Annotated in this window: 20 protein-coding genes; 12 read left to right on the forward strand and 8 right to left on the reverse strand. The window is 65.9% G+C overall.

What is annotated here, in order from left to right:
- Positions 1 to 59 precede the first annotated feature (59 nt).
- Complete coding sequence (locus AC56LN_RS07290; RefSeq protein ID WP_499570669.1) at positions 60 to 2,291, reverse strand: hybrid sensor histidine kinase/response regulator; 2,232 nt, start codon at positions 2,289 to 2,291, stop codon at positions 60 to 62.
- A gap of 248 nt (positions 2,292 to 2,539) precedes the next feature.
- Here AC56LN_RS07290 and AC56LN_RS07295 point away from each other — a divergent pair, with 248 nt between their 5' ends.
- Genes AC56LN_RS07295 through AC56LN_RS07310 form a run of 4 tightly spaced genes read left to right on the forward strand, consistent with a single transcriptional unit; the run spans position 2,540 to position 7,323 of the window.
- Positions 2,540 to 4,870: a bifunctional salicylyl-CoA 5-hydroxylase/oxidoreductase gene (locus AC56LN_RS07295; protein WP_499570670.1), complete on the forward strand. Its 2,331-nt coding sequence runs from the start codon at positions 2,540 to 2,542 to the stop codon at positions 4,868 to 4,870.
- Positions 4,871 to 4,911: 41 nt separating this feature from the next.
- A complete protein-coding gene (locus tag AC56LN_RS07300) occupies positions 4,912 to 5,751 on the forward strand; it encodes an enoyl-CoA hydratase family protein (protein WP_499570671.1) in 840 nt (279 codons plus the stop codon).
- Positions 5,748 to 6,917 carry an acyl-CoA dehydrogenase family protein gene (locus AC56LN_RS07305; protein WP_499570790.1) on the forward strand — a complete coding sequence of 390 codons (1,170 nt, stop codon included), beginning with the start codon at positions 5,748 to 5,750 and terminating at the stop codon, positions 6,915 to 6,917. The genes AC56LN_RS07300 and AC56LN_RS07305 overlap by 4 nt, the downstream gene beginning before the upstream one ends.
- A gap of 13 nt (positions 6,918 to 6,930) precedes the next feature.
- The gene (locus AC56LN_RS07310) at positions 6,931 to 7,323 is read left to right on the forward strand and encodes a RidA family protein (protein ID WP_499570672.1); all 393 of its coding nucleotides are present in this window, start codon (positions 6,931 to 6,933) and stop codon (positions 7,321 to 7,323) included.
- A 258-nt stretch (positions 7,324 to 7,581) separates the two neighbouring features.
- On the opposite strand, the gene AC56LN_RS07315 is transcribed toward AC56LN_RS07310, so the two are convergent.
- Positions 7,582 to 8,961, reverse strand: coding sequence for an SRPBCC family protein (locus AC56LN_RS07315; RefSeq protein ID WP_499570673.1), 1,380 nt, complete (start codon positions 8,959 to 8,961; stop codon positions 7,582 to 7,584).
- Positions 8,962 to 9,467: 506 nt separating this feature from the next.
- On the opposite strand from AC56LN_RS07315, the gene AC56LN_RS07320 reads away from it, so the two are divergent.
- A complete protein-coding gene (locus tag AC56LN_RS07320) occupies positions 9,468 to 9,809 on the forward strand; it encodes a hypothetical protein (RefSeq protein WP_482899196.1) in 342 nt (113 codons plus the stop codon).
- A 17-nt stretch (positions 9,810 to 9,826) separates the two neighbouring features.
- Here AC56LN_RS07320 and AC56LN_RS07325 read toward each other — a convergent pair whose 3' ends face one another.
- The 4 genes from AC56LN_RS07325 to AC56LN_RS07340 form a co-directional block, all read right to left on the reverse strand.
- Positions 9,827 to 11,431, reverse strand: a complete 1,605-nt coding sequence (locus tag AC56LN_RS07325) for a methyl-accepting chemotaxis protein (RefSeq protein ID WP_499570674.1) — start codon at positions 11,429 to 11,431, stop codon at positions 9,827 to 9,829.
- A 360-nt stretch (positions 11,432 to 11,791) separates the two neighbouring features.
- Entirely contained in the window at positions 11,792 to 12,634 is an 843-nt protein-coding gene (fghA, locus tag AC56LN_RS07330; protein WP_499570791.1) for an S-formylglutathione hydrolase, read from the reverse strand.
- Positions 12,635 to 12,695: 61 nt separating this feature from the next.
- Complete coding sequence (locus AC56LN_RS07335; protein ID WP_499570675.1) at positions 12,696 to 13,277, reverse strand: chromate transporter; 582 nt, start codon at positions 13,275 to 13,277, stop codon at positions 12,696 to 12,698.
- Positions 13,274 to 13,882: a chromate transporter gene (locus AC56LN_RS07340; protein WP_499570676.1), complete on the reverse strand. Its 609-nt coding sequence runs from the start codon at positions 13,880 to 13,882 to the stop codon at positions 13,274 to 13,276. The genes AC56LN_RS07335 and AC56LN_RS07340 overlap by 4 nt, the downstream gene beginning before the upstream one ends.
- Positions 13,883 to 14,024: 142 nt before the next feature.
- Between AC56LN_RS07340 and AC56LN_RS07345 the strand changes: the two genes are divergently transcribed.
- The 3 genes from AC56LN_RS07345 to AC56LN_RS07355 all read left to right on the forward strand — a co-directional run bounded on the left by AC56LN_RS07345 (position 14,025) and on the right by AC56LN_RS07355 (position 18,564).
- A complete protein-coding gene (locus AC56LN_RS07345) occupies positions 14,025 to 14,243 on the forward strand; it encodes a hypothetical protein (protein ID WP_499570677.1) in 219 nt (72 codons plus the stop codon).
- A 304-nt stretch (positions 14,244 to 14,547) separates the two neighbouring features.
- Positions 14,548 to 16,641, forward strand: a complete 2,094-nt coding sequence (locus tag AC56LN_RS07350) for an ATP-dependent helicase (RefSeq protein WP_499570678.1) — start codon at positions 14,548 to 14,550, stop codon at positions 16,639 to 16,641.
- A gap of 489 nt (positions 16,642 to 17,130) precedes the next feature.
- On the forward strand, positions 17,131 to 18,564 hold the full coding sequence (locus tag AC56LN_RS07355) for a sugar porter family MFS transporter (RefSeq protein ID WP_499570679.1): 1,434 nt from the start codon (positions 17,131 to 17,133) through the stop codon (positions 18,562 to 18,564).
- 22 nt (positions 18,565 to 18,586) lie between these two features.
- Here AC56LN_RS07355 and AC56LN_RS07360 read toward each other — a convergent pair whose 3' ends face one another.
- On the reverse strand, positions 18,587 to 19,186 hold the full coding sequence (locus AC56LN_RS07360; RefSeq protein WP_499570792.1) for a phosphohydrolase: 600 nt from the start codon (positions 19,184 to 19,186) through the stop codon (positions 18,587 to 18,589).
- Positions 19,187 to 19,314: 128 nt separating this feature from the next.
- Between AC56LN_RS07360 and AC56LN_RS07365 the strand changes: the two genes are divergently transcribed.
- Both AC56LN_RS07365 and AC56LN_RS07370 read left to right on the forward strand, forming a co-directional pair.
- Positions 19,315 to 19,599 carry a hypothetical protein gene (locus AC56LN_RS07365; protein WP_499570680.1) on the forward strand — a complete coding sequence of 95 codons (285 nt, stop codon included), beginning with the start codon at positions 19,315 to 19,317 and terminating at the stop codon, positions 19,597 to 19,599.
- A 49-nt stretch (positions 19,600 to 19,648) separates the two neighbouring features.
- The gene (locus tag AC56LN_RS07370) at positions 19,649 to 20,401 is read left to right on the forward strand and encodes a helix-turn-helix transcriptional regulator (protein ID WP_499570681.1); all 753 of its coding nucleotides are present in this window, start codon (positions 19,649 to 19,651) and stop codon (positions 20,399 to 20,401) included.
- Here the strand turns inward: AC56LN_RS07370 and AC56LN_RS07375 are convergent.
- Positions 20,376 to 20,591, reverse strand: coding sequence for a helix-turn-helix domain-containing protein (locus AC56LN_RS07375; RefSeq protein ID WP_332530918.1), 216 nt, complete (start codon positions 20,589 to 20,591; stop codon positions 20,376 to 20,378). The genes AC56LN_RS07370 and AC56LN_RS07375 overlap by 26 nt on opposite strands.
- A gap of 240 nt (positions 20,592 to 20,831) precedes the next feature.
- Here AC56LN_RS07375 and AC56LN_RS07380 point away from each other — a divergent pair, with 240 nt between their 5' ends.
- Entirely contained in the window at positions 20,832 to 21,413 is a 582-nt protein-coding gene (locus AC56LN_RS07380; RefSeq protein WP_499570682.1) for an acyl-homoserine-lactone synthase, read from the forward strand.
- 165 nt (positions 21,414 to 21,578) lie between these two features.
- Positions 21,579 to 24,632: a CHASE domain-containing protein gene (locus AC56LN_RS07385; RefSeq protein WP_499570683.1), complete on the forward strand. Its 3,054-nt coding sequence runs from the start codon at positions 21,579 to 21,581 to the stop codon at positions 24,630 to 24,632.
- The last annotated feature ends 70 nt before the right edge of the window (positions 24,633 to 24,702 follow it).

Below are 24,702 nucleotides of genomic sequence, written 5' to 3' on the forward strand. Positions count from 1 at the left end.
CAGTGTTGTGCCAATGAAACGGCACGGCGCACGAGAGCGGTTCAGTCGCGGTATCGCCGTCAGTCACCACTCGTCTGCGCCAGAATATCGCCCAGTTGCACCGTGTTGAGCGGCTTGACCAGGTAATGGTCGAATCCCGCCTGACGCGCCTGGTCGCGGTCCTGCTGACGCCCGTAACCGGTGGCAGCGATCAGTGTGGCGCTGTCCATCCCTGGCAGCACGCGCAGGCGCCGTGCCAGTTCGTTGCCGTCCATGTCGGGCAGGCCGATGTCGAGCAGGCACACCTGCGGGGCGAACACGGTGGCGACGTCGATTGCATCCAGGGCGCTGTAGACCACTTCAACGGTATGGCCGCTCGCGCGCAGGAACAGGCTCAGCGTCTGGGCGGCGTCGAGATTGTCGTCCACCACGAGGATGCGCAGGGGCCCGGCGGCACTGGCCACGCCGGCCAGCAGCGGCGATGCGGCCGGACTGGCCAGGTTCTCTTGTGCGAAGCGCGGCAGGCGCACCGTGAACGTGCTGCCCATTCCCGGGCCGGCACTGACCGCGCCGACGCTGCCGCCATGCAGCTCGACCAGGCTGCGTGCCAGCGCCAGGCCCAGGCCCAGGCCACCCTGCGAGCGGTCCGGCGTGCGCTCGGCCTGGGTGAACAGATCGAACACGCGCTCGACGAGGCGCGCATCCATGCCGATGCCGTCGTCCGTCACGTCGATGACCCAGGTATCGCCTTGCAGCGCCAGTTGCAGGGTGATGTGGCCACCTTCCGGCGTGTACTTGGTCGCATTGCCCAGCAGGTTGGCCACCACCTGCACCAGGCGCTTGTGGTCGCCCTTGACGCTGGCCGGTTCGGGCGGCATGTCGAGCACCACCTTGTGGCGCCGCGCCAGCATCAGGGGCCGGATCTGCTCGGCCGCGTCGTCGACCACCTTGCGCAGGTCGAGGATCTGGGTCGACAGCGTGACCAGTCCGCGCGTCACGCGCGAAACGTCCAGCAGGTCGTCGACGAGGCTCGTCATGTGCTCGACCTGGCGCGCGATGATGGCGCAGGTCTGCGTGATCTGCGCATTGTCCGAATGCAGGAGCTTGAGCAGATGGGCGCCGGTGCTGATCGGCGCCAGCGGATTGCGCAGTTCGTGGGCCAGCATCGCCAGGAATTCGTCCTTGCGCTGGTCCGCCGCGCGCAGTTCGCGCTCGGCCTGGCTGCGCTGGGCTTCCTTCTGTTGCAGGTGCTCGGCCATCTCGTCCAGGGCCGCGGCCAAGCGGCCAATTTCTTCGCTGTTCGACCCGATGCCGGTGCGGGCGTCGAGCTCACCGGCGGCGATCCGGCGCGCCACCGTCATCAGCTTGCGCACGCGCCGGACAATCAGCTTGTCGCCGGCCAGCCAGGCGGCCAGCAGGGCCAGGATGGTGGTCAGGCCCAGGCCGAGCAGCGACATCAGCTGCGCCTCGCGCGCCACGCGCGTGATGGTCTCGGTCGGCACACCGATCGTGACCGTATAGTCGGACAGCGTCGGCGGGCCGACGCGCGCGAATGCGTGCAGGCGCTCGACGCCATCCTCGCCCTGGATGACGAGCGCATTGTCGTGCGGGCCGCGCATCGCTGCAAACAGCGTGGCAGGCACCTGCTTGCCGAACCAGCGCTCGGGATCGGGACGGCGCGAAATCAGCTTGCCCGAGGCGTCGGCCGTCTCGAGGATCGAACCGGCCGGCAGGCTGATGTCGTTGACGAAGGTATCCAGGCCCGCCAGGTCCATTGCGGCGAACACCACCGCGACCACCTTGCCGTCGCGGTTGGTGACGGGATAGGTGAGGTTGATCGTGTGGCGGCGGATCACGCGCCCGAAAATATAGTCGCCGGCGATGAAGCGGCGTTCGGCGACGGCGCGCTTGAAGTGGCTGCGGTCGCCCAGGTTCACCGGATGCACCATCGGCACCGCGCTGCAACTGACGTCGCCATTGAGCTGGATGAGGCCAAAATTGACGTACAGTTCGTTGCGATCGAGGACATTGGCCAGCAGCGCATTGCAGCCGGCCGTGTCGCCCATCAGGTCGGGCACGCTGGCCAGGTCGACCAGGATCTGGCGCGCGCGGTCGATCGACTGCGCTTCGTTGGCGGCGGCCAGCGCCGTCAGGCGTTTCAGGTTGTCCTCGGAAGCGCGGATCGCGGCTTCGCGCTCGCGCAGGCCGCCGAGCACGGTAACGATCGCGATTGGCGTGATGGCAAGCAGCACCAGCAGCATCAACCGGCTGCGCAGACTGTTCAGGCGAAAGCGTCCAGGTGACTTGTTCATCGCTGCAGCCCCGGGTACGGCGTGCCGGTGACGACGGGTAGCGCGATTGTCTGTGCGATGTGGAACATGGTTGGCGAACGATTCATCGATAAACCCGCAACCTGTGGCGGGGAATTGGCAGCGAAGTTTCCTGATTGTACTAAAAATTGACCTATCCACAGTGGATGAGTCTCGCGTGCGCGACGTGCCGTTGACATGGCCCGCCTGGCCGCAGGTAAGATAGGCGCCATGCCAGTAGAGGAGAGACCATGAACATCGTCTGCGTCGGTGGTGGGCCGGCCGGGCTGTACGCCGGCCTGCTCATGAAACTGCGCGATCCGCGCCACAACGTGACGGTCGTCGAGCGCAACCGGGCCGGCGACACCTTCGGCTGGGGCGTCGTGTTTTCGGACCAGACGCTGGGCAACCTGGCGCTGGCCGATGCGCCCAGCGCGCGCGCCATCGAAGCCGCGTTCAATCGCTGGGACGCGATCGACGTCCTGATCAACGGCGCAACCGTCAGGTCGCATGGCCACGGTTTTTGCGGCATTGCGCGCAAGCGCCTGCTCGGCATCCTGCAGGCGCGCTGCGAAGAAGCGGGCGTCGCGCTCGTGTTCGATACCGAGGTAACCGACGCCGTGGCGCTGGCACGCCGTCATGGCGCCGATCTGGTGGTGGCGGCCGACGGCGTGCACAGCGCGATCCGCACGCGCCATGCCGCCGTGTTCCAGCCAGACTTGCAGGAGCAGACGTGCCGCTACGTGTGGCTCGGCACACGGCGGCACTTCGCCGCGTTCACGTTTGCCTTCGAACAGACCGAGCATGGCTGGTTCCAGGCCCACGCCTATCCATATGATGACGGGCATGCGACCTTCATCATCGAGACGCCGGAATCGACCTGGCGCGCCAGCGGCCTGGCCGACCTGGACCCCGCGGCCACGCTGGCGTTCTGCGAGCGGCTGTTCGCCCGCGTACTCGGCGGCGAGCCATTGCTGACCCAGGCCACGCGTGGCGGCGCGGGCATGTGGCACCGCTTTGCGCGTCTGACCTGCCGCCAGTGGGTGCATGCGATCGACGTCGCTGGCCGCCGCGTGCCGCTGGTGCTGCTGGGCGACGCCGCGCACACGGCGCATTTTTCGATCGGCTCGGGCACCAAGCTGGCGCTGGAAGACGCGATCGCACTGGCCGCCGGGCTGCCTGCCGGAGCGGATGGCGACCTCGATGCCGCGCTGCTGCGCTATCAGGCGGCGCGCATGACCGAAGTGAGCAAGCTGCAAAGCGCGGCGCGCAATTCGATGGACTGGTTCGAGAACGTGGCCCGCTACGGCGCCATGCCGGTCGACGGCTTCGCCTACTCGCTGCTCACGCGCAGCCAGCGCCTGTCGCATGAAAACCTGCGCCTGCGCGACCCCGCCTATATAGAAGGCTTCGAGCGACGTTTTGCGGCGCAGGCAGCAGGGCAGGCCGGCGTGGCCGCGCCGACGATGGCCACGCCGCCGATGTTTACGCCGCTGCGGGTGCGCGACGTGCTGCTCAAGAACCGCGTGGTCGTCTCGCCGATGGCGCAGTACGCGTGCGTCGATGGCGTGCCCGGCGACTTTCACCTGGCCCATCTCGGCGCGCGCGCGCTGGGCGGCGCTGGCCTTGTCATGGCCGAAATGACCTGCGTGTCGGCCGATGCGCGCATCACGCCGCGCTGCCCGGGGCTGTACCTGCCCGAACACACGCTTGCCTGGGCCCGCATCGTCGACTTCGTGCATGCGGCGAGCGACGCGAAGATCGGCATCCAGCTGGGCCATGCCGGCGCCAAGGGCTCGACCCGGCCGATGTGGGAAGGGATCGACCAGCCGCTCGCGCAGGGCAACTGGCCACTGGTGGCGGCGTCGCCCCAGCAGTATCTGGCCGGCGTGTCGCAGGTGGCGCGCCAGGCGAGCGAGGCTGACATGGCGCAGATCGAAGCGGATTTCGTGCGCGCCACGCTCGCCGCAAGCCAGGCTGGATTCGACTGGCTCGAACTGCATTGCGCGCACGGCTATTTGCTGTCGGGCTTTATCTCGCCGCTGACCAACCAGCGCCTTGATGCCTATGGCGGCAGTCTTGAAAACCGCTGCCGCTTTCCGCTGCGCGTGTTTGCCTCGGTGCGTGCCGCCTGGCCGGCGCACCTGCCGATCAGCGTGCGCATCTCGAGCCACGACTGGGTCGATGGCGGCATCACGCCGGGCGATGCGGTCGACATCGCGCGCCTGTTCCGCGCCGCCGGCGCCGACATGATCGACTGTTCGTCCGGGCAGGTGAGCAAGGCCGAGCAGCCCGTCTACGGCCGCATGTACCAGACGCCGTTTTCGGACCGCATCCGCAACGAGGCCGGCATCGCGACGATCGCCGTCGGCGGCATCAGCGAGGCCGACCACGTCAACAGCATCATCGCCGCCGGCCGCGCCGACCTGTGCGCCGTGGGCCGGCCGCACCTGGCCAATCCCGCCTGGACGCTGAACGAGGCGGCGCGCATCGGCTACACTGGCGCCGCGTGGCCGCGCCAGTACCTGCCCGGCAAGCAGCAACTCGAACGCAACCTGGCGCGTGAGCGGCCAGGCACGTGACGGGTTCTTCCATTTTTTCAATGCGTCCTCAGGAGCACTGCATGCATGATCTAGCGGGCAATCGAACGGGCCTGACCGGCTACGCGGCGCAGCACATTGGCTTCGCGCTTGACCCGGCGACCCGCGTGGCAACCCTGACGCTCGACCGGCCCGAGCGCAAGAATCCGCTCACGTTCGCCGCCTATGCCGAGTTGCGCGACCTGTTTCGCGCGCTGGCATATGCCGATGACGTCAAGGCGGTCGTGCTCACCGGCGCAGGCGAGAATTTCTGTTCGGGCGGCGACGTGCACGAGATCATCGGGCCGCTGACGCAGCTGGACATGCCGGGCCTGCTGGCCTTCACGCGCATGACGGGCGACCTCGTGAAAGCGATGCGCGCCTGTCCGCAGCCGATCGTCGCGGCGGTGGACGGCGTGTGCGCCGGTGCCGGTGCCATCCTGGCGCTGGCCGCCGACATCCGCTATGCGACGGCGCGCAGCCGCACGGCCTTCCTGTTTACCCGCGTTGGTCTGGCCGGCTGCGACATGGGCGCCTGCGCGTTGCTGCCGCGCGTGATCGGCCAGGGCCGCGCGGCCGAATTGCTGTACACCGGCCGCTCGATGGACGGGGAAGAGGGCGAACGCTGGGGCTTTCATAACCGCCTGTGCGCACCAGGCGAGGTGCTCGCAGAGGCGCAGTCGTTTGCCGCGCAGCTGGCCGCCGGCCCGACGTTCGCGCATGGGATGACGAAGAAAATGCTGCAGCAGGAATGGAATATGGGCGTCGATGAAGCCATCGAGGCCGAGGCGCAGGCGCAGGCCATCTGCATGATGACGCAGGATTTCCAGCGCGCCTATCAGGCGTTCGTAGCCAAAGAGCGGCCGCGGTTCGAGGGCAACTGATGGAACACGACTACCTGGACTGGCCGTTTTTTGATGCCCGCCACGGCGTGCTGGGGCGTGAGCTCGACGCCTGGGCGAGCGCGAACCTGGCGGACGCGCACGGGGCCGATGTCGATGCGGTCTGCCGCGCACTGGTCGCGCGCCTGGGCCAGGGCGGCTGGCTGCGCCACGCCGTGGCCGGCGTGGATCACGGCGGCGCACACGCTGCCATCGACACCCGCGCCATTTGCCTGATCCGCGAAACACTGGCGCGCCATGCCGGCCTGGCCGATTTCGCGTTCGCGATGCAGGGCCTGGGCAGCGGCGCGATCTCGCTGTTTGGCAGCGCTGCACAGCGCCAGAGCTGGCTGCCGCGCGTGGCCGACGGCAGCGCGATTGCCGCCTTTGCGCTGTCAGAACCCGCTGCCGGTTCCGACGTCGCAGCGCTGCAATGCGTGGCGCGCCGCGACGGCGACGCCTGGGTGCTCGATGGCGAAAAAACCTGGATCTCGAATGGCGGCATCGCCGACTTCTACATCGTGTTCGCGCGCACGGGCGAAGCGGTTGAACGCAGCGCGCGCGGCATTTCGGCCTTCATCGTCGATGCCGCCACGCCGGGCCTCGACGTCGCCGAACGCATCGACGTGATCGCGCCGCATCCGCTGGCGCGCCTGCGCTTTGCCGGTTGCCGGGTACCGGCCGCCTGTCTGGTCGGCCTTGAGGGCGATGGCTTCAAGATCGCGATGGCCACCCTCGATGTGTTTCGCACGTCGGTGGCGGCAGCGGCACTGGGTTTCGCGCGGCGCGCACTGGCCGAAGCACTGGCGCATGCGCAGGCGCGGCCCATGTTCGGCAAGCTGCTGGCCGACTTCCAGCTGACGCAGGCGCGGCTCGCGCAGATGGCGCTCGAAATCGACGCCGCCGCATTGCTGACCTACCGCGCGGCGTGGCTGCGCGACAGCGGCAAGCGCGTCACGAAAGAAGCGGCGATGGCCAAGCTGGCCGCGACCGAATCGGCGCAGCGCGTGATCGACGGCGCGGTGCAACTGTTTGGCGGGCAGGGCGTGCAGCGCGGGCAGGTCGTCGAAGGCCTGTACCGCGAAATCCGCGCGCTGCGCATCTACGAGGGGGCCAGCGAAGTGCAGCTCCTGATCATCGCGCGCGAACTGCTCGCGCCGGAACACTGAGGCGGGAGACTCCATGGAATTCTTGCAACCGCCAGGCTGGCCGCGTCCGAAAGGCTACGCCAACGGGGTCGTCGCGCACGGCCGGCAGGTCCATGTCAGCGGGATGGTCGGCTGGACCCCGGCGGGCGTCTTCGAGACGGATGATTTTGTCGCGCAGTCGCGCCAGGCGCTGGCCAATATCGTGGCCGTGCTGCGCGAAGCCGGCGCCGGCCCCGAGCACATCGTGCGCATGACCTGGTATGTTCTCGACAAGCGCGAATACCTGGGCGCCGGCCCGGCGCTGGGTGCGGCCTATCGTGACGTCATCGGTCGCCATTATCCGGCGATGACGGCGGTGCAGGTGGCCGGTTTGATGGAAGACCGGGCGCGCGTGGAAATCGAGGTCACGGCCGTCGTTCCGGACTGAGCGCCGTCCAGACGAACGAATGGCCCCGCATGGGGGCCATTCATGATCTTGTACCGTCGTGCCGCGCAATCGAAATGGCAAGGGCAATCGCGTAGGGTGGACGGCTATGCCGTCCACGCGTTCAAACGACGCTCGCTCCATGGTACGCATGGTATCGTTGAACGCGTGGGCGGAAAACCCGCCCACCCTACGTCAGCGGAAACCCAGGGTTCGATCAGCGGCAACCCAGGGTTCGATCAGCAGCAACCCAGGCTTCGATCAGCGGCGGCCAGCGCCACGCGGACCACCGCGTTCGATGAACGCTTTCATTTCCGCCAGGTCGTCATCCATCTGACGCTGTGGATCGACGCCCAGCATGCGCGCCACGCCGTGGCCCAGCACGCCCGCCGGTGGCGCGTAGCTGATGCGCACCGTCGCGCGCGTGCCGCCATTGACAGATTCGAACGTGACGCTGCCGTCCTGTTCGATTTCCGAACCCGGCTCGCTGCGCCACGACAGGCGATCCGGACGCGACTGCTCGGTCATGACCGCATTCCATGCGTATTCCATGCCGGCCGGACCGCGCACGACCCAGTGCGAACGACGGTGGCCGAGGTCACGCACTTCGGTCACGTGCGACATGAAGCGCGGGAAGTTTTCCACGTCGGACCAGGCATCGAAGACTTCGCGTGGCGACGCATCGATGAAGACGCTGTTTTCGACCTCGACCCGGCTTGCGTCGCCGCGGTGACGCAGCGAATCGACCAGGTTGCGGCCACGGTCACTGCGCAGCAGCACTGCCAGCGCGCCCAGGCCCAGCAGGGCGACAGCTGGCGAACGACGCGCCAGGCCGACGACGCTCAGCGCGCTCGTGCCCAGCAGGGCCGAGTTGGTCAGCGTCGGGCTGCGCGAGCCGAAGGCTTGCGTCAGGTGATCGGTCCATTCGCGGACCTGGTTGCCCACGGCGTTGGCACGGACACGGGCGCCATTGCCGGCGCTGTGCGCGGCCTGCGCCAGGTTTTCACGGGCGATGTCGGCACGCTGGCGTGCACGATCGGCAGCGTCATCGGCGTTGCTGCGGGCCTTCTCGGCGGCGTCATTGGCGCGGTCGCGCGCATCGTTGGCGACGTGGTGCGCGCGCGAACGGACGTCGTCCGCGTAGTCACGTGCATCGTCGGCGACACGGGCAGCGCTGTGGCGGGCTGCGTCGGCAGCGTGCGATACGCGGTCACGGGCCGTGTCAGCCGCGTGCGAAACCCGGTCACGCGCGTAATCGGCTGCGTGCGAGGCGCGGTCGCGCGCGTCGTACGACGCTTCGGCCAGGCGGCCGCGTGCGTGTTCGAGGCGGTCGCGCGTCTGGTGCGACGCTTCGGCCAGGCGGTCGCCTGCAGCGTGGGCGGCGCCGGCCAGGCGCGCGCCGGCGCGCTGGTACACGGATTCGGCACGCTCGCGCGCCGAGTCGAAGCGCTCACCGGCCACGTGCAGCGCGTGGTCGAGCTTGTCGGCGCCGCGATGGCGCGCATCGCGCAGTGCGCCCTTGGCGCGTGCACGGCGTTTCGGGCCGCGGTCCGGGTCGAAGGCATACATCAGCAGGGCGCCAGCCACTGCGGCGCCAATCCATTTACCTGCGTTACTTCCCTGATCGTTCGATTCGTTCATGTCGGCTCCTCTCGGTTAGTTGTACTGTATGTGCTGCTGTGCGCTGGACCGTGTCGCCTGCCTGGCGGTGCCATGGCATGCATGACGCTGGTCCATCGCTGGTCTGTTGCTGTGTTCATCGTGCGTCTGGGCGTTGCATCGCACGCATAAAAAAACGCACCGCTTCGCAGTCATGCGTTGCAGTGCGCTCCGGCGAACCATCACACGCTTCGCGCACAATCCGTCGCGCAGTGGATGGTCAGACGACGTGCCTTGTCACCCTGCTTTTTGCGGGGTCAACAGCAGTACGCCGTTCTCGGGCTTCCTTGACGCCACGACGTCAGCGACGCGCATGGTGCGGTGAAGCTGCGCAGGTATCTGCGTGCATTGCATTGAGCATACACCACGGTTTCGCGTTCCCGGCGTTCGTTTGCCGCACGGCAATTGGAGCGGATCTTGCAGGGTAGCCTGCGCCGCTCGTCACGGGATTCTGATACGGTGATTGCAAATGAGACAAGGGAGATACCATGAATAACCACATCGTTCGCATGCTGCCGAACTTCGACGCGGCCGAGGCCGCCCGCAATGGTTTGCTGGCCGAGGGCTTCGATGGCGACGGCATCAACGTCAACGTGACCACCGACGAGGCTGGCCCCGCCGAAAGCAATTTCTATGTGGGTGATTCGCCTGCCGTCAAAGGCGGCACCGATTACGAAGATGTCTTCAAGCCTGCCGTGCGCGGCGACCTGTGCATGATGACGGTGTCGGTTGCCGATGCCTCGCAGCGCGAGCGTGCTGCAGCGATTCTGGAACAGCATGGCGGGATCGACGTCGATCCCGCGCACGGCGCTGCAAAGAGCACCTTCTGACGCCGGGTAAGGCCGGATCAGCCGTCAGCGCGTGACGTCAATGCCAGGCGCGTTGCCGTGGACGGTCGCAGCTGGCTCGGCGTCAGCTTGAACAGGCTGACCGCACCGGTCAGATTGTGTGCCTGCGTATGCAGCGAGGCGGACGCCGATGCCGCTTCTTCCACCAGCGCGGCGTTTTGCTGCATCGTGCTGTCCATGTCGTGAATGGTGGCGTTGATCTGCGCTAGTTCCAGCTGCTGCGCCTGGCCGGCATCCGCAATTTCCCCGATGATATCGGTCACGCGCTTGACGCTCGCGACGATGTCATTCATCGTGCTGCCGGCTTCGCCGACCAGTTTGCTGCCTGCCTCGACCTTCGCCACCGAATCGCCAATGAGGGTCTTGACGTCCTTGGCCGCTGCAGCCGAGCGGTGGGCCAGATTGCGCACCTCGGCGGCCACGACAGCGAAGCCGCGGCCCTGTTCACCGGCCCGCGCGGCTTCAACGGCCGCATTCAGGGCCAGGATATTGGTCTGGAACGCAATGCCATCGATGACGCTGATGATGTCGACGATCTTGGTGGATGACGCATTGATCGATGCCATCGTCGTGACCACCTGAGACACGATCGTGCCGCCATGGGTTGCCACACCCGACGCCGACAGCGCCAGTGTATTGGCCTGTCGCGCATACTCGCCGTTCTCGCGCACCGTGCTGGCCAGCGTTTCCATCGACGCGGTGGTCTTGTCGAGCGAAGCGACCTGCTGCTCGGTACGCGACGACAGATCCAGGTTGCCCTGCGCGATCTGCGATGAAGCAGCGGCGATCGCGTCCGTGCCCTGGCGTACTTCGCTCACCACGGTGGCCAGGCCTTGCTGCATCCTGTTGAGCGAAGACATCAGTTGCGCGATCTCGTCCTTGCCATCGATCGTGAACTGATGGGTCAAGTCGCCGCCTGCCACTGCGTCCGCAGCGCTGACTGCCTCGCGGATCGAACGCGTGATATTACGCAGCACCAGCAGGACCATCGTGCTCAGTACCACGCCGCAGATGGCCAGGAAAGCGACTGCGCGCCACATGTCGCCAACGAAAGCGTCATGCAGGTCATCCATGTAGAGACCCGTCATGAAGGTCCAGTCCCACGGTTTGTAGGTGAGCACATACGCGCCTTTCGGGAACACCTGCTGCTGGTCCGGGTGGCCCGGCTTGGGCCAGACGTATTCGACCCAGCCTTCACCGCTGCCCTTGGCGATGGCCGCCACGTCACGGTACAGGTAGGTACCGTTCGTATCCTTGAAGTCGCTGAGGTCCTTGCCGATGAGTTCGGCCTTGACCGGATGCATCAGCATGGTCGGGGCCGAATCGATGACCGTGTAATAGCCATCCTTCCCGTACCGCATGGACTTGAGACGCTTGAGGGCTTGCTGCTTGGCGTCTGCAACGGTCATGGCGCCGGTCGACGCCAGTTGCGCGTATTCCTTGATCGTGGACATGCCGACGTCGGTGGCAAACCGGAGTGCAACCTTGCGTTCTTCGAGGCGCTGGGCGCTGCTTTCGTAGACATGGAGAATGGCCATCGCTGACAGGCACAACCAGCTGAGAATGAGTGGCAGGTAAAGTTTGGTGCGGAAGCTGAGTTTCATCGTTGGTGGACGTGATCGAAAGACGGATAGGGAGAACGGGCAGCAGGGGGAGCCACAGCCTGGTCACAGGATGGGAATATCCAGGACGAGGCCAGTGGTGTATTCATACCCGGCTGCGATCGTGGCGACAGGACATGGACGTGCGTAAACCTTGCTGCACATGGACATTTGTGCAAGCATTGTATTCGCAGGGAAACTTACTGAACAACGCGATTCACTCTTTGCGCATGATTGCTTAAAGCTTTGACATGTTTGTTGCAGTTACCACACAACAATCGTCTGATGCCAATGTCGCTTGTCCCAGTGCCGTTGTTCAGGGCCGCCGGAAAATGGCTTCAGCGGTGCTGAAGCCGTCACGTGTCAGCCAAGCTGGCTGGCGTGGAAACGCAGATGGTCTTCGACGAACGTCGAGACGAAGTAGTAACCGTGGTCATAGCCCGGCTGGCGGCGCAGTGTCAGCGGCTGGCCGATGCGGGCGCAGGCGCCTTCGAACGCTTCCGGCCGCAGCTGCTCTGGCAGGAACTTGTCGGCCAGGCCCTGGTCGATCAGGATGCCGTCAGGGAAGGGGGCCGACAGTTGCCCAGCCATCAGCGCACTGGCGTCGTATTGCTGCCAGGTGCTTTCGTCCGGGCCCAGATAGCCGCCAAAGGCTTTCACGCCCCACGGGCAGCGGCTTGGCGCAGCGATGGGGGCAAACGCCGAGACCGAACGGAACAGTTCCGGGTGGCGCAGCGCCATGACCAGCGCACCGTGGCCGCCCATCGAGTGGCCGAAGATGCCCACGCGCGCCGGATCGGCGGGCAGCAGATCGAGTACCAGGGCGTGCAGTTCGAGCAGGTAGCTGTGCATGCGGTAATGCGTCGACCATGGCGCTTCGGTCGCGTCAAGATAGAAGCCGGCGCCGACGCCGAAGTCCCAGCTGTCGGTCTCGCCCGGCACGTTGGCGCCACGCGGGCTGGTGTCGGGCGCCACCAGGATGATGCCCAGTTCGCTGGCCACGCGCTGCGCGCCCGCCTTGGTCATGAACGTTTCTTCGGTACAGGTCAGGCCTGCCAGGTAGAACAGTACGGGCAGCTTCTTGCCGCTGGCCTCGGGCGGCAGGTAGACCGAAAACTTCATCGGCAGGCCGATGGCGCTGGAATCGTGCTGGTAAAAACGCTGCTCGCCGCCGAAGCAGGCGTGTTGGTTCAGAAGTTCGGACATCGTCATGTGGGGGACAGTGAAAGGTGCGGCCAGTATGCCGCGTCCTGCGCCGGCATGCCAACTACACCAGTCCAATCGCGCCCAGCACGGCGCCGGCTGCCAGCATCCACAATATGTGCAGGCGGGTGCGCCAGATCACGAGACAGCTCGCCACCGACAGCAGCCACAGCGGCCAGCGGTCCGGATCGGTGCCCCCGCCGGTGGCCAGCAGCCAGGCGGTCGACAGCAGCATGGCGATGACGAGCGGGGCCATGCCCTGCTTGAAGGCGCGCACGGCCCGCTGTTCGCGATTGCGCTGTGCCCATTGCGCCACCTGATAAGTAAATACGGTCGACGGCAGCATGATGCCGATCATCGCGATGACCACGCCGCACAGCGCGGCCAGCGTGCTGCCGTTGTTCAGGCCAACGTTCCATCCCAACAAGGCCACGAACAGCACATTCGGGCCGGGCGACGACTGCGCCAGCGCAACCGAGTCGCCAAACTGCGCCGGCGTCAGCCAGCCCTGGCGCTCGACCAGGTAACGCTGCATTTCGGACGTGGTCGAGATCGCACCGCCAAGCGACATCATCGACAGCGCCAGGAAGTGCGTGAACAGGCTGAGCCAGTCGTGCCAGGTGAATGCCAGTTGCGGCGCGCTCATGGCTTGAGCCTGCGCCAGGCCAGCACACAGCCCAGACCGCCCAGGCCGAACACGACCGCCGCCAGCGGCACCCGCACCCAGGCCAGCAGCACGAAGCCGAGCGCGGCAATCAGCACGCAGGCCACGAGCGGCAGCACGTTCTTGCCCAGCGCGGCCGACATCTTCAGGCCGGTGGCCGCCACCAGCCCGGCGGCGACTGCCGCCATCCCGCGCAGCGCGCCCTGGACTGCAGGCACATCGGCGAACCTGGCATACACCAGAGCCAGCGCCAGCACCACGAGCAGCGGCGCCGCCAGCAGGCCAGCCAGTGCACTCATTGCGCCGGCCAGGCCGAAGTGGCGCTGCCCGATCACCATCGCCAGGTTGCACACATTGGGTCCGGGCAGGATCTGCGCGACCGACCATTCTTCGATAAATTCTTCATTGCTCAACCAGCGTTTGCGCTCGACCAGTTCGCGCTGGATCACGGCCAGCACGCCGCCGAAACCCTGCAGGGCAATCAGTGTGAATGACACGAACAGGTCGGTGCACGAGGCGGGAGCGGGGCGCGCGGTGGCTGTCAGGCCCGGTTGCGCGTTCCGGGAGGGGAGGGGAGAATGACTCATCCCGCCATTATCGCTGTTGCGCCGTACTCGCGCTTACCACGGGCAATGTATTCGCGTATTGATACAGGTTTGCCATTGACTTTACATTTGCTTCGCCAATAATCGTGGTGCATGACACATCCATCACCACCGGAGATCATCGATGAAGCCACTGCACGCGCAAGACATCCTTCCACGCGCTGCCAGCGTGTCCGAACTACGGTCCGATGCCGGCCAGCGCGATGTCGTCACGCGCGGGATTGCCACGCTGGGCGAACTCGGCGTCGTGCCGGCGGTCGAATACCTGAAGTCCAACGGGGTGCGGCCAAAGGTGATCGAGCGCGTCTTGCTTGAGCCAGAAAGGCGCCGCGTGCTCGCGTAGTCGCATGGCAGCAGTGGCCCTGTCAAGGGTGTGACCGCCTTAATTTGCGGTCAATTTGCAGTTGTCACCGTCGTTGCCTTCCCAATAGGCAAATTGTTGAAAGCCGCCCCGCAGGCCGTGTCCAGCCTGTCAAGCCCCCGCTTTTCCACATAGTTATTCACAGACTTTGTGGATATCCAGAAAAACGTTTTCTTGATTGCGGGCTGACCGACGGCACGGCAGGTCTGGCCCGGTGTCATGCGATTTAGCGCTTGCGGTACGATACTGGACAAATGTACAGTAGTGCTTTCTCCGTCTGCCGCCCATGACCACCGCTACCGCCGCGCCCGCTACTGAAGACCCGTTTGCCAGCCTGAATCCGGCGCAGCGCGCTGCGGTCGAGCACGATATTGGCGTAGCCGCCCCGCGCCCGCTGCTGGTGGTGGCCGGCGCTGGCTCCGGCAAGACCAATACGCTGGCGCACCGCGTTGCGCGCCTGATCGGGGCTGGCGCCGATCCGCAGCGCATCCTGCTGCTGACCTTTTCGCGCCGGGCGGCGGACGAAATGCGTCAGCGCGCCAGTGGCGTCCTGCACCGCTTGCTTGGCCGGGGCGGGGCGGCGCAATCCCAGGCCCCGGTGGCGCTGCCCTGGGCCGGCACCTTCCACAGCATCGGCGCACGCCTGTTGCGCGAATTCGCCGGACGCATCGGCCTCGATCCGCAATTCACCATCCACGACCGGGGCGACGCCGAGGACCTGATGGGCATGGTGCGCCACGAGATCGGCCTGTCCCGCACCGAGAAACGCTTTCCCATGAAAGGCACCTGCCTGTCGATTTACTCGCGCGTGGTCAACAGCCGCGATCCGCTCGACCAGGTCTTGCAGGCGTATTTCCCGTGGTGCGCCGAATGGGAAGCCCAGCTCAAGACGCTGTTCGGCGCGTATGTCGACGCCAAGCAGGCGCAGAACGTGCTCGACTACGACGACCTGCTGCTGTTCTGGGCCGAGATGGCAGCCGACCCGGTGCTCGGCGCTGAGCTGGGCAGCTGGTTCGACCATGTGCTGGTCGACGAATACCAGGACACCAACCGCCTGCAGGCCGCGATCATCACCGGCATGAAGCCCGACGGCAAGGGCGTGATGGTGGTCGGCGACGACGCCCAGTCCATCTACAGTTTTCGCGGCGCCACCGTGCGCAACATCCTCGACTTCGCGGGCCAGTTCACGCAACCGGCGCAGACGATCACGCTCGAGCGCAATTACCGCTCGACGCAGCCAATCCTCGATGCGTCCAACGCCGTCATCGGCGCCGCGCTCGAGCGCCATGCCAAGACGCTCTGGACCGACAAGGTGTCGACCATCAAGCCGCAGCTGGTGCTGATTCCCGACGAAGCCGAGCAGGCGCGCTGGGTCTGCAGCCGCATTCTCGAGCAGCGCGAAGAAGGCGTGCCGCTCAAGTCGCAGGCCGTCCTGTTTCGCGCGGCCAGCCACAGCGCCGCGCTCGAACTCGAACTGATGCGGCGCAATGTCCCGTTCGTCAAGTTCGGCGGCCTGAAATTTCTCGAAGCCTCGCATATCAAGGATCTGCTGGCGCTGCTGCGCTTTGCACAGAATCCCGGCGGGCGCCTGGCCGGGTTCCGCGTGCTGCAGCTGATTCCCGGAATCGGCCAGGCCACGGCCACGCGCGTGCTCGATGCGGTGGGCGAGAGCAGCGATGTCGCCGCGACGCTGGCCGCGTTTCCCGTGCCGGCGCGCTGCAGCGCCGAGTGGCAGACGTTCTGCACGCTGTACGCGTGCCTGCGCACCGCCGGCCTGCGCTGGCCACAAGACCTCGAACTGGCGCGCGACTGGTATGCACCGCACCTCGAGCGCCTGCACGACGATTTCCAGGTGCGCGCGCTCGACCTCGACCAGCTGGTCGTGCTGTCGGCTGGCCATGCGAATCGCGAAAGCTTCCTGGCAGACATCACGCTCGACCCGCCCGAAGCGACGAGCGACCGCGCCGGCCCGCCACTGCTCGACGACGATTACGTGATCCTCTCGACCATCCACTCGAGCAAGGGGCAAGAGTGGAAGTCGGTGCACGTGCTCAATGTGGTCGACGGCTGCATCCCGTCCGACATGGCCACTGGTAACCAGGACGATATCGAGGAAGAGCGCCGGCTGCTGTATGTCGCCATGACGCGGGCCCGCGAGAACCTGCACCTGATCGTGCCGAACCGCTTCTTCATCAAGCAGCAATCAAGCATGGGCGATCGCCACGTGTATGCGACGCGCTCGCGCTTCGTCACGCCCGTGATGCTCAAGCATTTCGAAGAAGCCGCCTGGCTCAGCGCCGACAAGCGCGAGCTGCGCACGCCAATGCCCGACAGCGTGCGCATGCTCGTGCGCGACCGGGCGCGCAGCGCGTGGAAATGACGGTCGATCGCCGCATGTTGGCAACTTATCCCCCATGTCACGGTTTTGTAGGAGTGCGCCGCACATAAACTTGCTGCCCATATCTGGTGCATGTGCAAGTGATTGATTTTATTGGAACAATTTTTTGCCTGTACAACGGGCAGTTTGTTGAAACCCGCATCCCGTCTGGCCTTGTGGCTTGTCAAGTGGCGCTTGTCCACACAGTTATCCACAATTCTTGTGGATAGCGTAAAAGCTTGAGCAAAATCAGCAGCTTAGCTCGTTGTGATGCTTGCGGGCATCTTCTTTGTCGCGATGAATCGTCGTTCAATTTTGTTAACAGCATTGGCGTTTTGTTAGTAGACAACATTCACTAATATGTTTGCTATCGAACAGTCGTCCCATTCCCATCCCTTTATCCTTTGCCAAGTAATTTGACCCGTCGTCCGGACGGTGACGAAATGGACCCACCGTTGTTCCCTGCCTGTCCATTTCCAACAAAGGATTCGTATGTCTGCAGCAGTTCCCCCGGCCGCCACCCCGGCGCCACCCGATACCAAGGAAAGCCGCTTCGTCTTCAAGGTCGCCATCGTCGCCACGATGGGGGCGCTGGCGTTCGGCTACGACACCGGTGTGATTTCCGGCGCGTTGCCATTCATGAGCGCGCCGCCCTCGAGTGGCGGTCTTGGCCTGACACCGCTGACCGAAGGCGTCGTGACGTCCGCGCTCGTGTTCGGCGCTGCAGTGGGGTCGCTGATGGCCGGCAGGCTGTCCGACAAGTTCGGCCGTCGCATGACGCTGATCTGGCTGGCCGTGGTGTTCATGATCGGCGCGCTCGGCACCACCCTGGCCCCGTCGGTCGAAGTCATGGTCGCCATGCGCTTCGTGCTTGGCCTGGCCGTGGGTGGCGCCTCGTCCACGGTGCCGGTCTTCATCGCCGAAATGGCCGGCCCCAGCAGACGGGCCAGGCTGGTCACGCAGAATGAATTGATGATCGTCACCGGTCAATTGATCGCCTACGTGCTCAATGCGGTGCTGGCGCACTATGCGAATTCGCCGGATGTCTGGCGTTACATGCTGGCCATCGCCGCCGTGCCGGCCCTGCTGCTGGGTGTGGGCATGCTGTTTGTGCCGCCATCGCCGCGCTGGCTGGCCAGCAAGGGCCGGATGGATGAAGCGCGCGCCGTCATGCAGCAGATCCGCTCCAGCGACGAGCAGATCGAGCGCGAGATGGCCGAAATGACCAAGCTGAACGAGATCGAGCACGAGCAGGCCGGCTGGTCGGCCGTCATGGGGACGCCGTGGATCCGGAAACTGCTGTGGCTGGGTATCGGCCTGGGCTTCATGGCCCAGTTCACGGGCGTGAACGCCTTCATGTACTTCACCCCGATCATCCTGCAATCGACGGGACTGGGCACGAATGCCGCGTTGACCGCGACCATCGGCAACGGCGTCGTGGCCGTGATCGCCACGTTCATCGGTATCTGGCTGATCGGCAAGCACGGCCGCCGCTCGATGTTGCTGTCGGGCCTGTCGGGCGTCGTTGTCATGCAGTTCGCGCTGGGCGCCGTGCTGCTGTGGATGCCGGATGGGATCACGCGCAGCTACGCCGCGCTGGCCTGCATCCTGTGCTTCCTGCTGTGCATGCAGATGCTGATCGCGCCGGTGTACTGGCTGTTGATGTCCGAGCTGTTCCCGATGCACCTGCGTGGCGTGCTGACCGGCACCGCCGTGGCGTGCCAGTGGATCTTCAACGCGATCGTGGCCCTGCTGTTCCCGCTGGCGCTGGCGCAGTTCGGCAGTACGACCTTCTTCCTGTTCGCCGCCATCAATGTCGGCTCGCTGATCTTCGTCGCGCTGCGCCTGCCGGAAACGCGCGGCCGCTCGCTCGAAAGCCTGGAAAAGTACCTGGAAAAAGAATTGACCCCGCGCGCGAAGGCGTAAGGCAGAGCGGGCAGGGCCGGCGTCAGGGCGCCGGCTTCGCCAATCCCTTGAGCCGTTCGAGCTCATGCAGAAAACGTTCGCAGGCCAGCTGCGGCGGCCACGGTTCCCATGGCACGCAGTCGTAGTAGTGCGCCAGCGGGTCTTGCGGCAGGATCGCTGCCCGGATCTTGAGCGTGCGCCGGACCTCGTCGGCCGACCAGCCGGCCACATGGACCGCTTCGCTGGCGGCGGCGAGCCGGTCGGCTTTCTTGTGCGCCGCGTGCGACTTCGTGTCCCAGGCCGGCAAGCCGTAGCGCAGGAACACCATGTGTTCCAGGCGCCGTGTCAGCGCGCGAAAGGCATCACCCAGAAACGGCTTGATGACCGAAATTGCATCGAATCCCAGCAAGCCTTCTTCGGCATCGTGCAGCAGCTCGCGCAGTTCGTCGAGCGGCGACAGCGTGGGCGTGGCCGCGCGCCGCAGCAGCATCACGCTGAGCGAGTGCTGCGCGACCGACAGCGGCAGCGGCCACGCCGAGTGGCCACCCCAGCGGTAGGTGCGCGCCAGGCCGAGCGCGAGGTCGGCGTCGTCCCAATCGAACGGGGTCGGGTCCAGCAGGTCGAGGCGCCGGCCCGATGGCATCCGGACCCAGGCGCGTGTTGTCGTGTCCGGCATGGTACCGGGCGGGGGCGGTAAAGAGCGGTTGTGCATGCGTCGATTTTACACACCGGTTTTATCATGCTGCGCCTCATTGACCGGAGCAAGGGGCGGTGGCGCGGCTTCCCGTACCGCGCCCGGCTGTTGTAAAACAGACGCAGCACCCGCTGGCGCAGCAACGTGCTTCATTGATCGGCGTCAAGACACAAAATTATGTTTCGCTAACAAAGCTGTCACGTCCAATTGCAACCGCAAAAATTACCTTGAGTAACGCGGCGCACGATCGTCGAAATCATCCCGCCATGACGGACGATCTGAAAATAGTTGTTGTCATTACACGACAACCCATGAAATGGCCGCGTGTAAATATCTTGATTGTTAATTTTCGAGGATTTTGAGGGGGGGCGGACGGACTAGGATAGCGCTGTTGCATATTATTCCGCCCCCATGATTGATACCGCTTTACTACTTGAGTTGATGCAGGCCAGGGACGCGAACCAGTGGAGCGCATCCCTGTACAGACTCGCGCAGACATTGGGGTTCGATCAGGTGCTGTTCGGGCTGGTCGGTTCGCGCCATGCGCGCTTCGAGTCCGCCTTTTTGCGCAGTAACTATGCCGACAACTGGCGCGAGCGCTACGACCGCAACGGCTTTGCCTACGTGGATCCGACGGTTGCCCACTGCCTGACGAGCACGTTGCCGATGGTGTGGGAGCCAGGGCTGTTCGCCGCCGACAGCCAGCAGGCCGGCTTGTACGAAGAAGCCAGCGCGCACGGTATCCGCAGTGGCGTGACGCTGCCGGTGCACGGGCCGCAGGGCGAATTCGGCGTGATCAGCTTTGCGTCCGATGCGAGGCCGGATATCGCCGCCCAGCGCGCCGTGATGGAGGCGCTGCCGATGCTGGCGCTGGTGCGCGACTACGCGTTTGCGTCGTCGCAGCGCTTTCGCGATGAGGGTGTGCGGCCCGAAGAAGGGCGGGGCGCGGCGCCACGCCTGACCAAACGCGAACTGGAAGTGCTGCAGTGGGTCATGGCGGGCAAATCGTCATGGGAAATTGCCCGCATCACCAACTGCTCCGAAGCGACCGTGAACTTCCACCTGGCGAATGTGCGTCAGAAATTCGACGTCAACACCCGCCAGCAGGCAGTGGTCAAGGCCATCGGCCTTGGCTTGATTACCCCTGAAGATCACCATCGCTGAGCTTGCCGTTCACATACATGCGCAGCAGGATCGACACAGGCGTCGGGATCGCCAGGCCGGTCTCGAAGCGCGAGCCGCTCGACTGGGTGACGCCGAAGCGGCCCCAGAACTTTTCCTGGCTTTCGCGCTTAGTGATGCGCAGGCGGCGCAGTTCATGCGGTGCCATGCGCACGGCGCCAGCGGCCTGCATGACCTGGTTGGCGTGGTGGTCAGCGCTCAGGGCGTTGGACATCAGTTCGATTGCCATGATGATTCCTTTCAGGAGGGTAAAGCCAGTACGTCGGAAACTGCATACCCAAAAGTATTGCACTGCCGACATTGCTCAACACCTAGCAGAGCTGATAGTACCCAGACTACCCAATTTGCATGACGGTTCTATGCACAGTGAATTTTTCTGATCGACCGAACGTCACTCAACAGGGAGAGGTAAATGAGCATGCATATCAGGATTGCACCACGCCGCGCCATTCCATCGAACGAATTGTGCGAAATGCATTTGCTGCGCGCGCGGGTATTTCGCGGGCGGCTCGGCTGGGAAGTCCCCATTCTGTCGGGCATGGAGATCGATGGCTACGACGCCCTCGATCCGCGCTACATGCTGATGCGCGACGACGCCACGCTGCGCGGCTGCTGGCGCCTGCTGCCGACCGAAGGGCCGTACATGCTCAAGGATTCGTTTCCCCAGCTGCTCGACGGGCAGGCGGCGCCGAGCGACCCGGAGATCTGGGAGCTGTCGCGCTTTGCACTGGAGACGGACGGCGTGGCCGGCTACGGTTTTTCGGCGATGACGATGGAGTCGATCGCCGCCATCATTGACGACGCCCACGAGCGCGGACTGAAGCGCTACATCACCGTCACGACCACGGCAATCGAGCGCATGCTGCGCCGCGCCGGCGTGGTCATCACGCGGATCGGCGCGCCGCAGACGGTCGGGATCGAGCAGGCCGTCGCCCTGTACGTCGAGATCGCGCCGACCTGGGACGCCCTGTTTGCCACGCGCCTCGCATCGTGAACCGGGGCCGCAGCCATTGCCCCCACGGTTTGCGCCGGTGGACGGCGATGTGTTGCTTGCGAGCCTCATTGGCGCGGCGAACGGGACTACGCCGCGCCGGTGCACCGATATACTCACATCGACTCTTACCAACAAGCAGGGCATGCATGGCCCGAAAGGGGAAGCATGAAGCGATCAGCCTTGCGCGGCGCCCGCGCCATCGAAGTTGCCGCGGCGCGCGTGGGCCGGCCCATCGTGCTGTGGGGTGGCGGTGTGCTGCTGGCGCTGGCGATCGGCATGCTGCTGCATGTGGTGGCCAGTGCCGCCGTCGAGACCGACGCCCGGCGCCGCTTTGACAACCTGGCGCGCGGCGCCCAGGAACGGCTCGACAACGCCATCGCCTCGTACGCCCGCGCCGTGCGCGCAATGGCGGCCCTGCATGCGGCCGGCGGCGGCAGTGCGGTGCCCGACCGCGCCTCGTTCCACCGCTATGCGGCGGCGCTCGACCTGCCGAATAATTATCCGGCCATCGAAGCGCTGACCTTCGCCACGCGCGTGCCAGACGCCGAACGCGATGCGTTTACCACTGCCATGCGCGCCGACCGCAGCGTCGATGTGCGCGGCTACCCGGATTTCCAGATCTTCCCGGCCGGGCGCCGCCCGTGGTACGAAGTCGTGACGTACCAGTACCCAGCCGACAAGCCCACCCGCCGGCTCGGCTTCGACATGGCCTCCCGGCCGCTGGTCGCGCGGGCGCTGGCCCAGGCGCGCGACAGCGGCACGATGGTGGCGTCGGGGCAGCCCGTGTTCCTGCCCGACCCGGTGCCGCACAATGCCCTTGGCATGCGCCTGCCCGTGTACATCGGGGGCGTGCTGCCGCTGGGCGTGGCCGAGCGCCGGGCGGCGTACCTGGGTTCTTTCGGCATTTTCTTTTCGGTGCAGGAGCTGGTGCGCAATGCGCTCGCCTCGCTCGATGCGCAGCCGCTGCGCGTGAGCATGTACGGTACCGGGCGCCGCTATACCGGCCGCCCGGGCGCGCCGGTGGCGGGCGACATCCTGCTGCATGGTGTCGACGTGCGCCGCAATCCGCTCGATCCGGCGCTGCATTTCGTGACGGTGCTGGGCGTGGACTACGTCGGCAATGGCTGGAAAGCGCATTTCTCGGCGCACAAGGAAGAAATGCTGGTGGGCGTGGACCGCTTCGTGCCGTTCGGGGCGCTGATCGCCGGCTTCATCGGCACGCTGCTGATGTATGGGTTGTTCCTGGCCCAGTACCGCTCGCGCCGCGCGGCTGACGAGCAGCGCCTGCTGCTCGACACGGTGCTCGACAACCTGGATGCCGAGGTGTACCTGAAGGACGGCGCGCGCCGCATCCGCTATCTGAATGCCAAGGGCGCGGCGCGCCTCGGGCGCCCGGCAACCGACCTGATCGGCCGGCCCGACACCGAGGCGATGGACGCGGGTCAGGCTGCCGCCGCCTGGGAGCTCGATCGCGCCGTGCTGCGGGCTGACCGCCAGAGCAGTGCGCAAGTGGCCCAGGCCGGCCCGGATGGCATCACGCGCCAGTTGTGGAGCGTGCGCGTGCCGCTGCAGGTCGACGAAGAGCGCGCCGTGCTGTGCGTGTCGACCGACGTCACGGAACTGCATCGCCTGAAGGCGCGCGCCGACGCGGCCAGCAAGGCCAAGAGCGACTTCCTGTCGAACATGAGTCACGAGATCCGCACGCCGATGAACAGCATCATCGGCATGACGCACCTGGCACTGCAGGCCGTGCCCGACCCGCGCCAGCGCGACTACCTCGAAAAGATCTACCACTCGGGCCAGCACCTGCTGGGCATCATCAACGACATCCTCGACTTTTCCAAGATCGAGGCCGGCATGCTCGAACTGGCCACCGAACGCTTCATGCCGGACGCCCTGATGCGCAACGTCGAGGCGCAACTGAGTACGGCGGCCGCCGCCAAGGGCCTGGGCTTCGATATCGAAATCGCGCCCGAGCTGATGCGCCCCCTGTGCGGCGATTCGCTGCGCCTCGAGCAGGTGCTGCTCAATTTTGCCGGCAATGCGGTCAAGTTTGCCGAGCGCGGACGCATCACGATGCGCGCGCGCCTGGCGCATGCGTTTGGCCCGGAAATCCTGGTGCGCTTCGAAGTCGAAGACCGCGGCATCGGCATCACGCCGAACGCGCTGCAGCACCTGTTTACGCCATTCCAGCAGGCCGACCAGTCGGCCACGCGCCGGCATGGTGGCACCGGCCTGGGCCTGGCGATCAGCCGCCAGCTGGCCGAGCTGATGGGCGGTGAGGTCGGCGTGACCAGCACTCCTGGCGTGGGCAGCATCTTCTGGTTCACGGCGCGCCTGGCGCTGGACGATGGCGCCGGCGCGCGGGTGGGGGCGGGCGCCAGTTCCGGCCTGGGCGCAGCGCCCGCGCCGGCGCAGGCGCGCCTGGACGGCTGCGCCGTGCTGCTGGTCGAGGACAACCCGTTCAACCAGCAGGTCGCGCGTGAACTGCTCGAACTGGCCGGCGCCGCCGTCGTCGTTGCCGGCAATGGCGAAGAGGCCCTGGCGGCGATGGCGCAGGCGCAATTCGACTGCGTGCTGATGGACGTGCAGATGCCGGTGATGGATGGCCTCGAGGCGACGCGCCGCATCCGGCGCGATCCGCGCCTGGCGGGCACGCTGGTGGTGGCGATGACGGCCAATGCCGGCGTGGACGACCGCGCGCGCTGCATGGCGGCGGGCATGAACGAATTCCTCGCCAAGCCCGTCGTGCCGGAACTGCTGGCGGCCACCATCGCGCGCTGTCTCGGGCGCACCACGGCGCCCGTGTCGGATGTTGCCGTCAACCTGCCTGCGGCCACGGCGCCAGGCAGCGCGGTGCTCGACCTCGCGCTGCTGGCCGCCACGGCCGGCGGTGACCCGGAACGGATGCGCAAGTATGTCTTCCTGTTCCTGGATACCACGCGCGAGAACCTGACCGGCATCGATACGGCCCTGGCCTGCGGCGACCTGACCCACACCGCGAGCCTGGCCCACCAGCTCAAGTCGGCCGCGCGCGCGGTCGGCGCAACCGCGTTCGCCGCGATCTGCGAAGACCTGGAAGCGCAGCCGGTGCGCGACCTGCGCGGGGGCGGCACGGCGCAGGCGCGGGCATTGACGGCGCGCCTGCGCGCGCTGTTGATCCGCATCGAGCGCGAGGTGTCGGCGCAGTTCGGCGGCCGCGCCGGCGACGGTCGCTGACCGCCCCGTTTGGCCCTACCGCCACGGGGCCAAACGCGGTATGCTTTGGTCCCGATTGCCCACGCCCAGC

This window comes from Telluria sp. ZT3P26 (assembly GCF_059686035.1).

Excerpts from the sequence above, each read along its gene's own strand:
- AC56LN_RS07385 (WP_499570683.1), top strand. The coding sequence starts at position 21,579 with ATGAAGCGATCAGCCTTGCGCGGCGCCCGCGCCATCGAAGTTGCCGCG.
- AC56LN_RS07360 (WP_499570792.1), bottom strand. The coding sequence starts at position 19,186 with ATGCCATCGGGCCGGCGCCTCGACCTGCTGGACCCGACCCCGTTCGAT.
- AC56LN_RS07315 (WP_499570673.1), bottom strand. The coding sequence starts at position 8,961 with ATGAACGAATCGAACGATCAGGGAAGTAACGCAGGTAAATGGATTGGC.
- AC56LN_RS07335 (WP_499570675.1), bottom strand. The coding sequence starts at position 13,277 with ATGAGCGCGCCGCAACTGGCATTCACCTGGCACGACTGGCTCAGCCTG.
- AC56LN_RS07350 (WP_499570678.1), top strand. The coding sequence starts at position 14,548 with ATGACCACCGCTACCGCCGCGCCCGCTACTGAAGACCCGTTTGCCAGC.
- AC56LN_RS07290 (WP_499570669.1), bottom strand. The coding sequence starts at position 2,291 with ATGAACAAGTCACCTGGACGCTTTCGCCTGAACAGTCTGCGCAGCCGG.
- AC56LN_RS07320 (WP_482899196.1), top strand. The coding sequence starts at position 9,468 with ATGAATAACCACATCGTTCGCATGCTGCCGAACTTCGACGCGGCCGAG.
- AC56LN_RS07370 (WP_499570681.1), top strand. The coding sequence starts at position 19,649 with ATGATTGATACCGCTTTACTACTTGAGTTGATGCAGGCCAGGGACGCG.
- AC56LN_RS07380 (WP_499570682.1), top strand. The coding sequence starts at position 20,832 with ATGAGCATGCATATCAGGATTGCACCACGCCGCGCCATTCCATCGAAC.
- fghA (WP_499570791.1), bottom strand. The coding sequence starts at position 12,634 with ATGTCCGAACTTCTGAACCAACACGCCTGCTTCGGCGGCGAGCAGCGT.
- AC56LN_RS07345 (WP_499570677.1), top strand. The coding sequence starts at position 14,025 with ATGAAGCCACTGCACGCGCAAGACATCCTTCCACGCGCTGCCAGCGTG.
- AC56LN_RS07310 (WP_499570672.1), top strand. The coding sequence starts at position 6,931 with ATGGAATTCTTGCAACCGCCAGGCTGGCCGCGTCCGAAAGGCTACGCC.
- AC56LN_RS07300 (WP_499570671.1), top strand. The coding sequence starts at position 4,912 with ATGCATGATCTAGCGGGCAATCGAACGGGCCTGACCGGCTACGCGGCG.
- AC56LN_RS07340 (WP_499570676.1), bottom strand. The coding sequence starts at position 13,882 with ATGAGTCATTCTCCCCTCCCCTCCCGGAACGCGCAACCGGGCCTGACA.
- AC56LN_RS07295 (WP_499570670.1), top strand. The coding sequence starts at position 2,540 with ATGAACATCGTCTGCGTCGGTGGTGGGCCGGCCGGGCTGTACGCCGGC.
- AC56LN_RS07375 (WP_332530918.1), bottom strand. The coding sequence starts at position 20,591 with ATGCAGGCCGCTGGCGCCGTGCGCATGGCACCGCATGAACTGCGCCGC.
- AC56LN_RS07325 (WP_499570674.1), bottom strand. The coding sequence starts at position 11,431 with ATGAAACTCAGCTTCCGCACCAAACTTTACCTGCCACTCATTCTCAGC.
- AC56LN_RS07355 (WP_499570679.1), top strand. The coding sequence starts at position 17,131 with ATGTCTGCAGCAGTTCCCCCGGCCGCCACCCCGGCGCCACCCGATACC.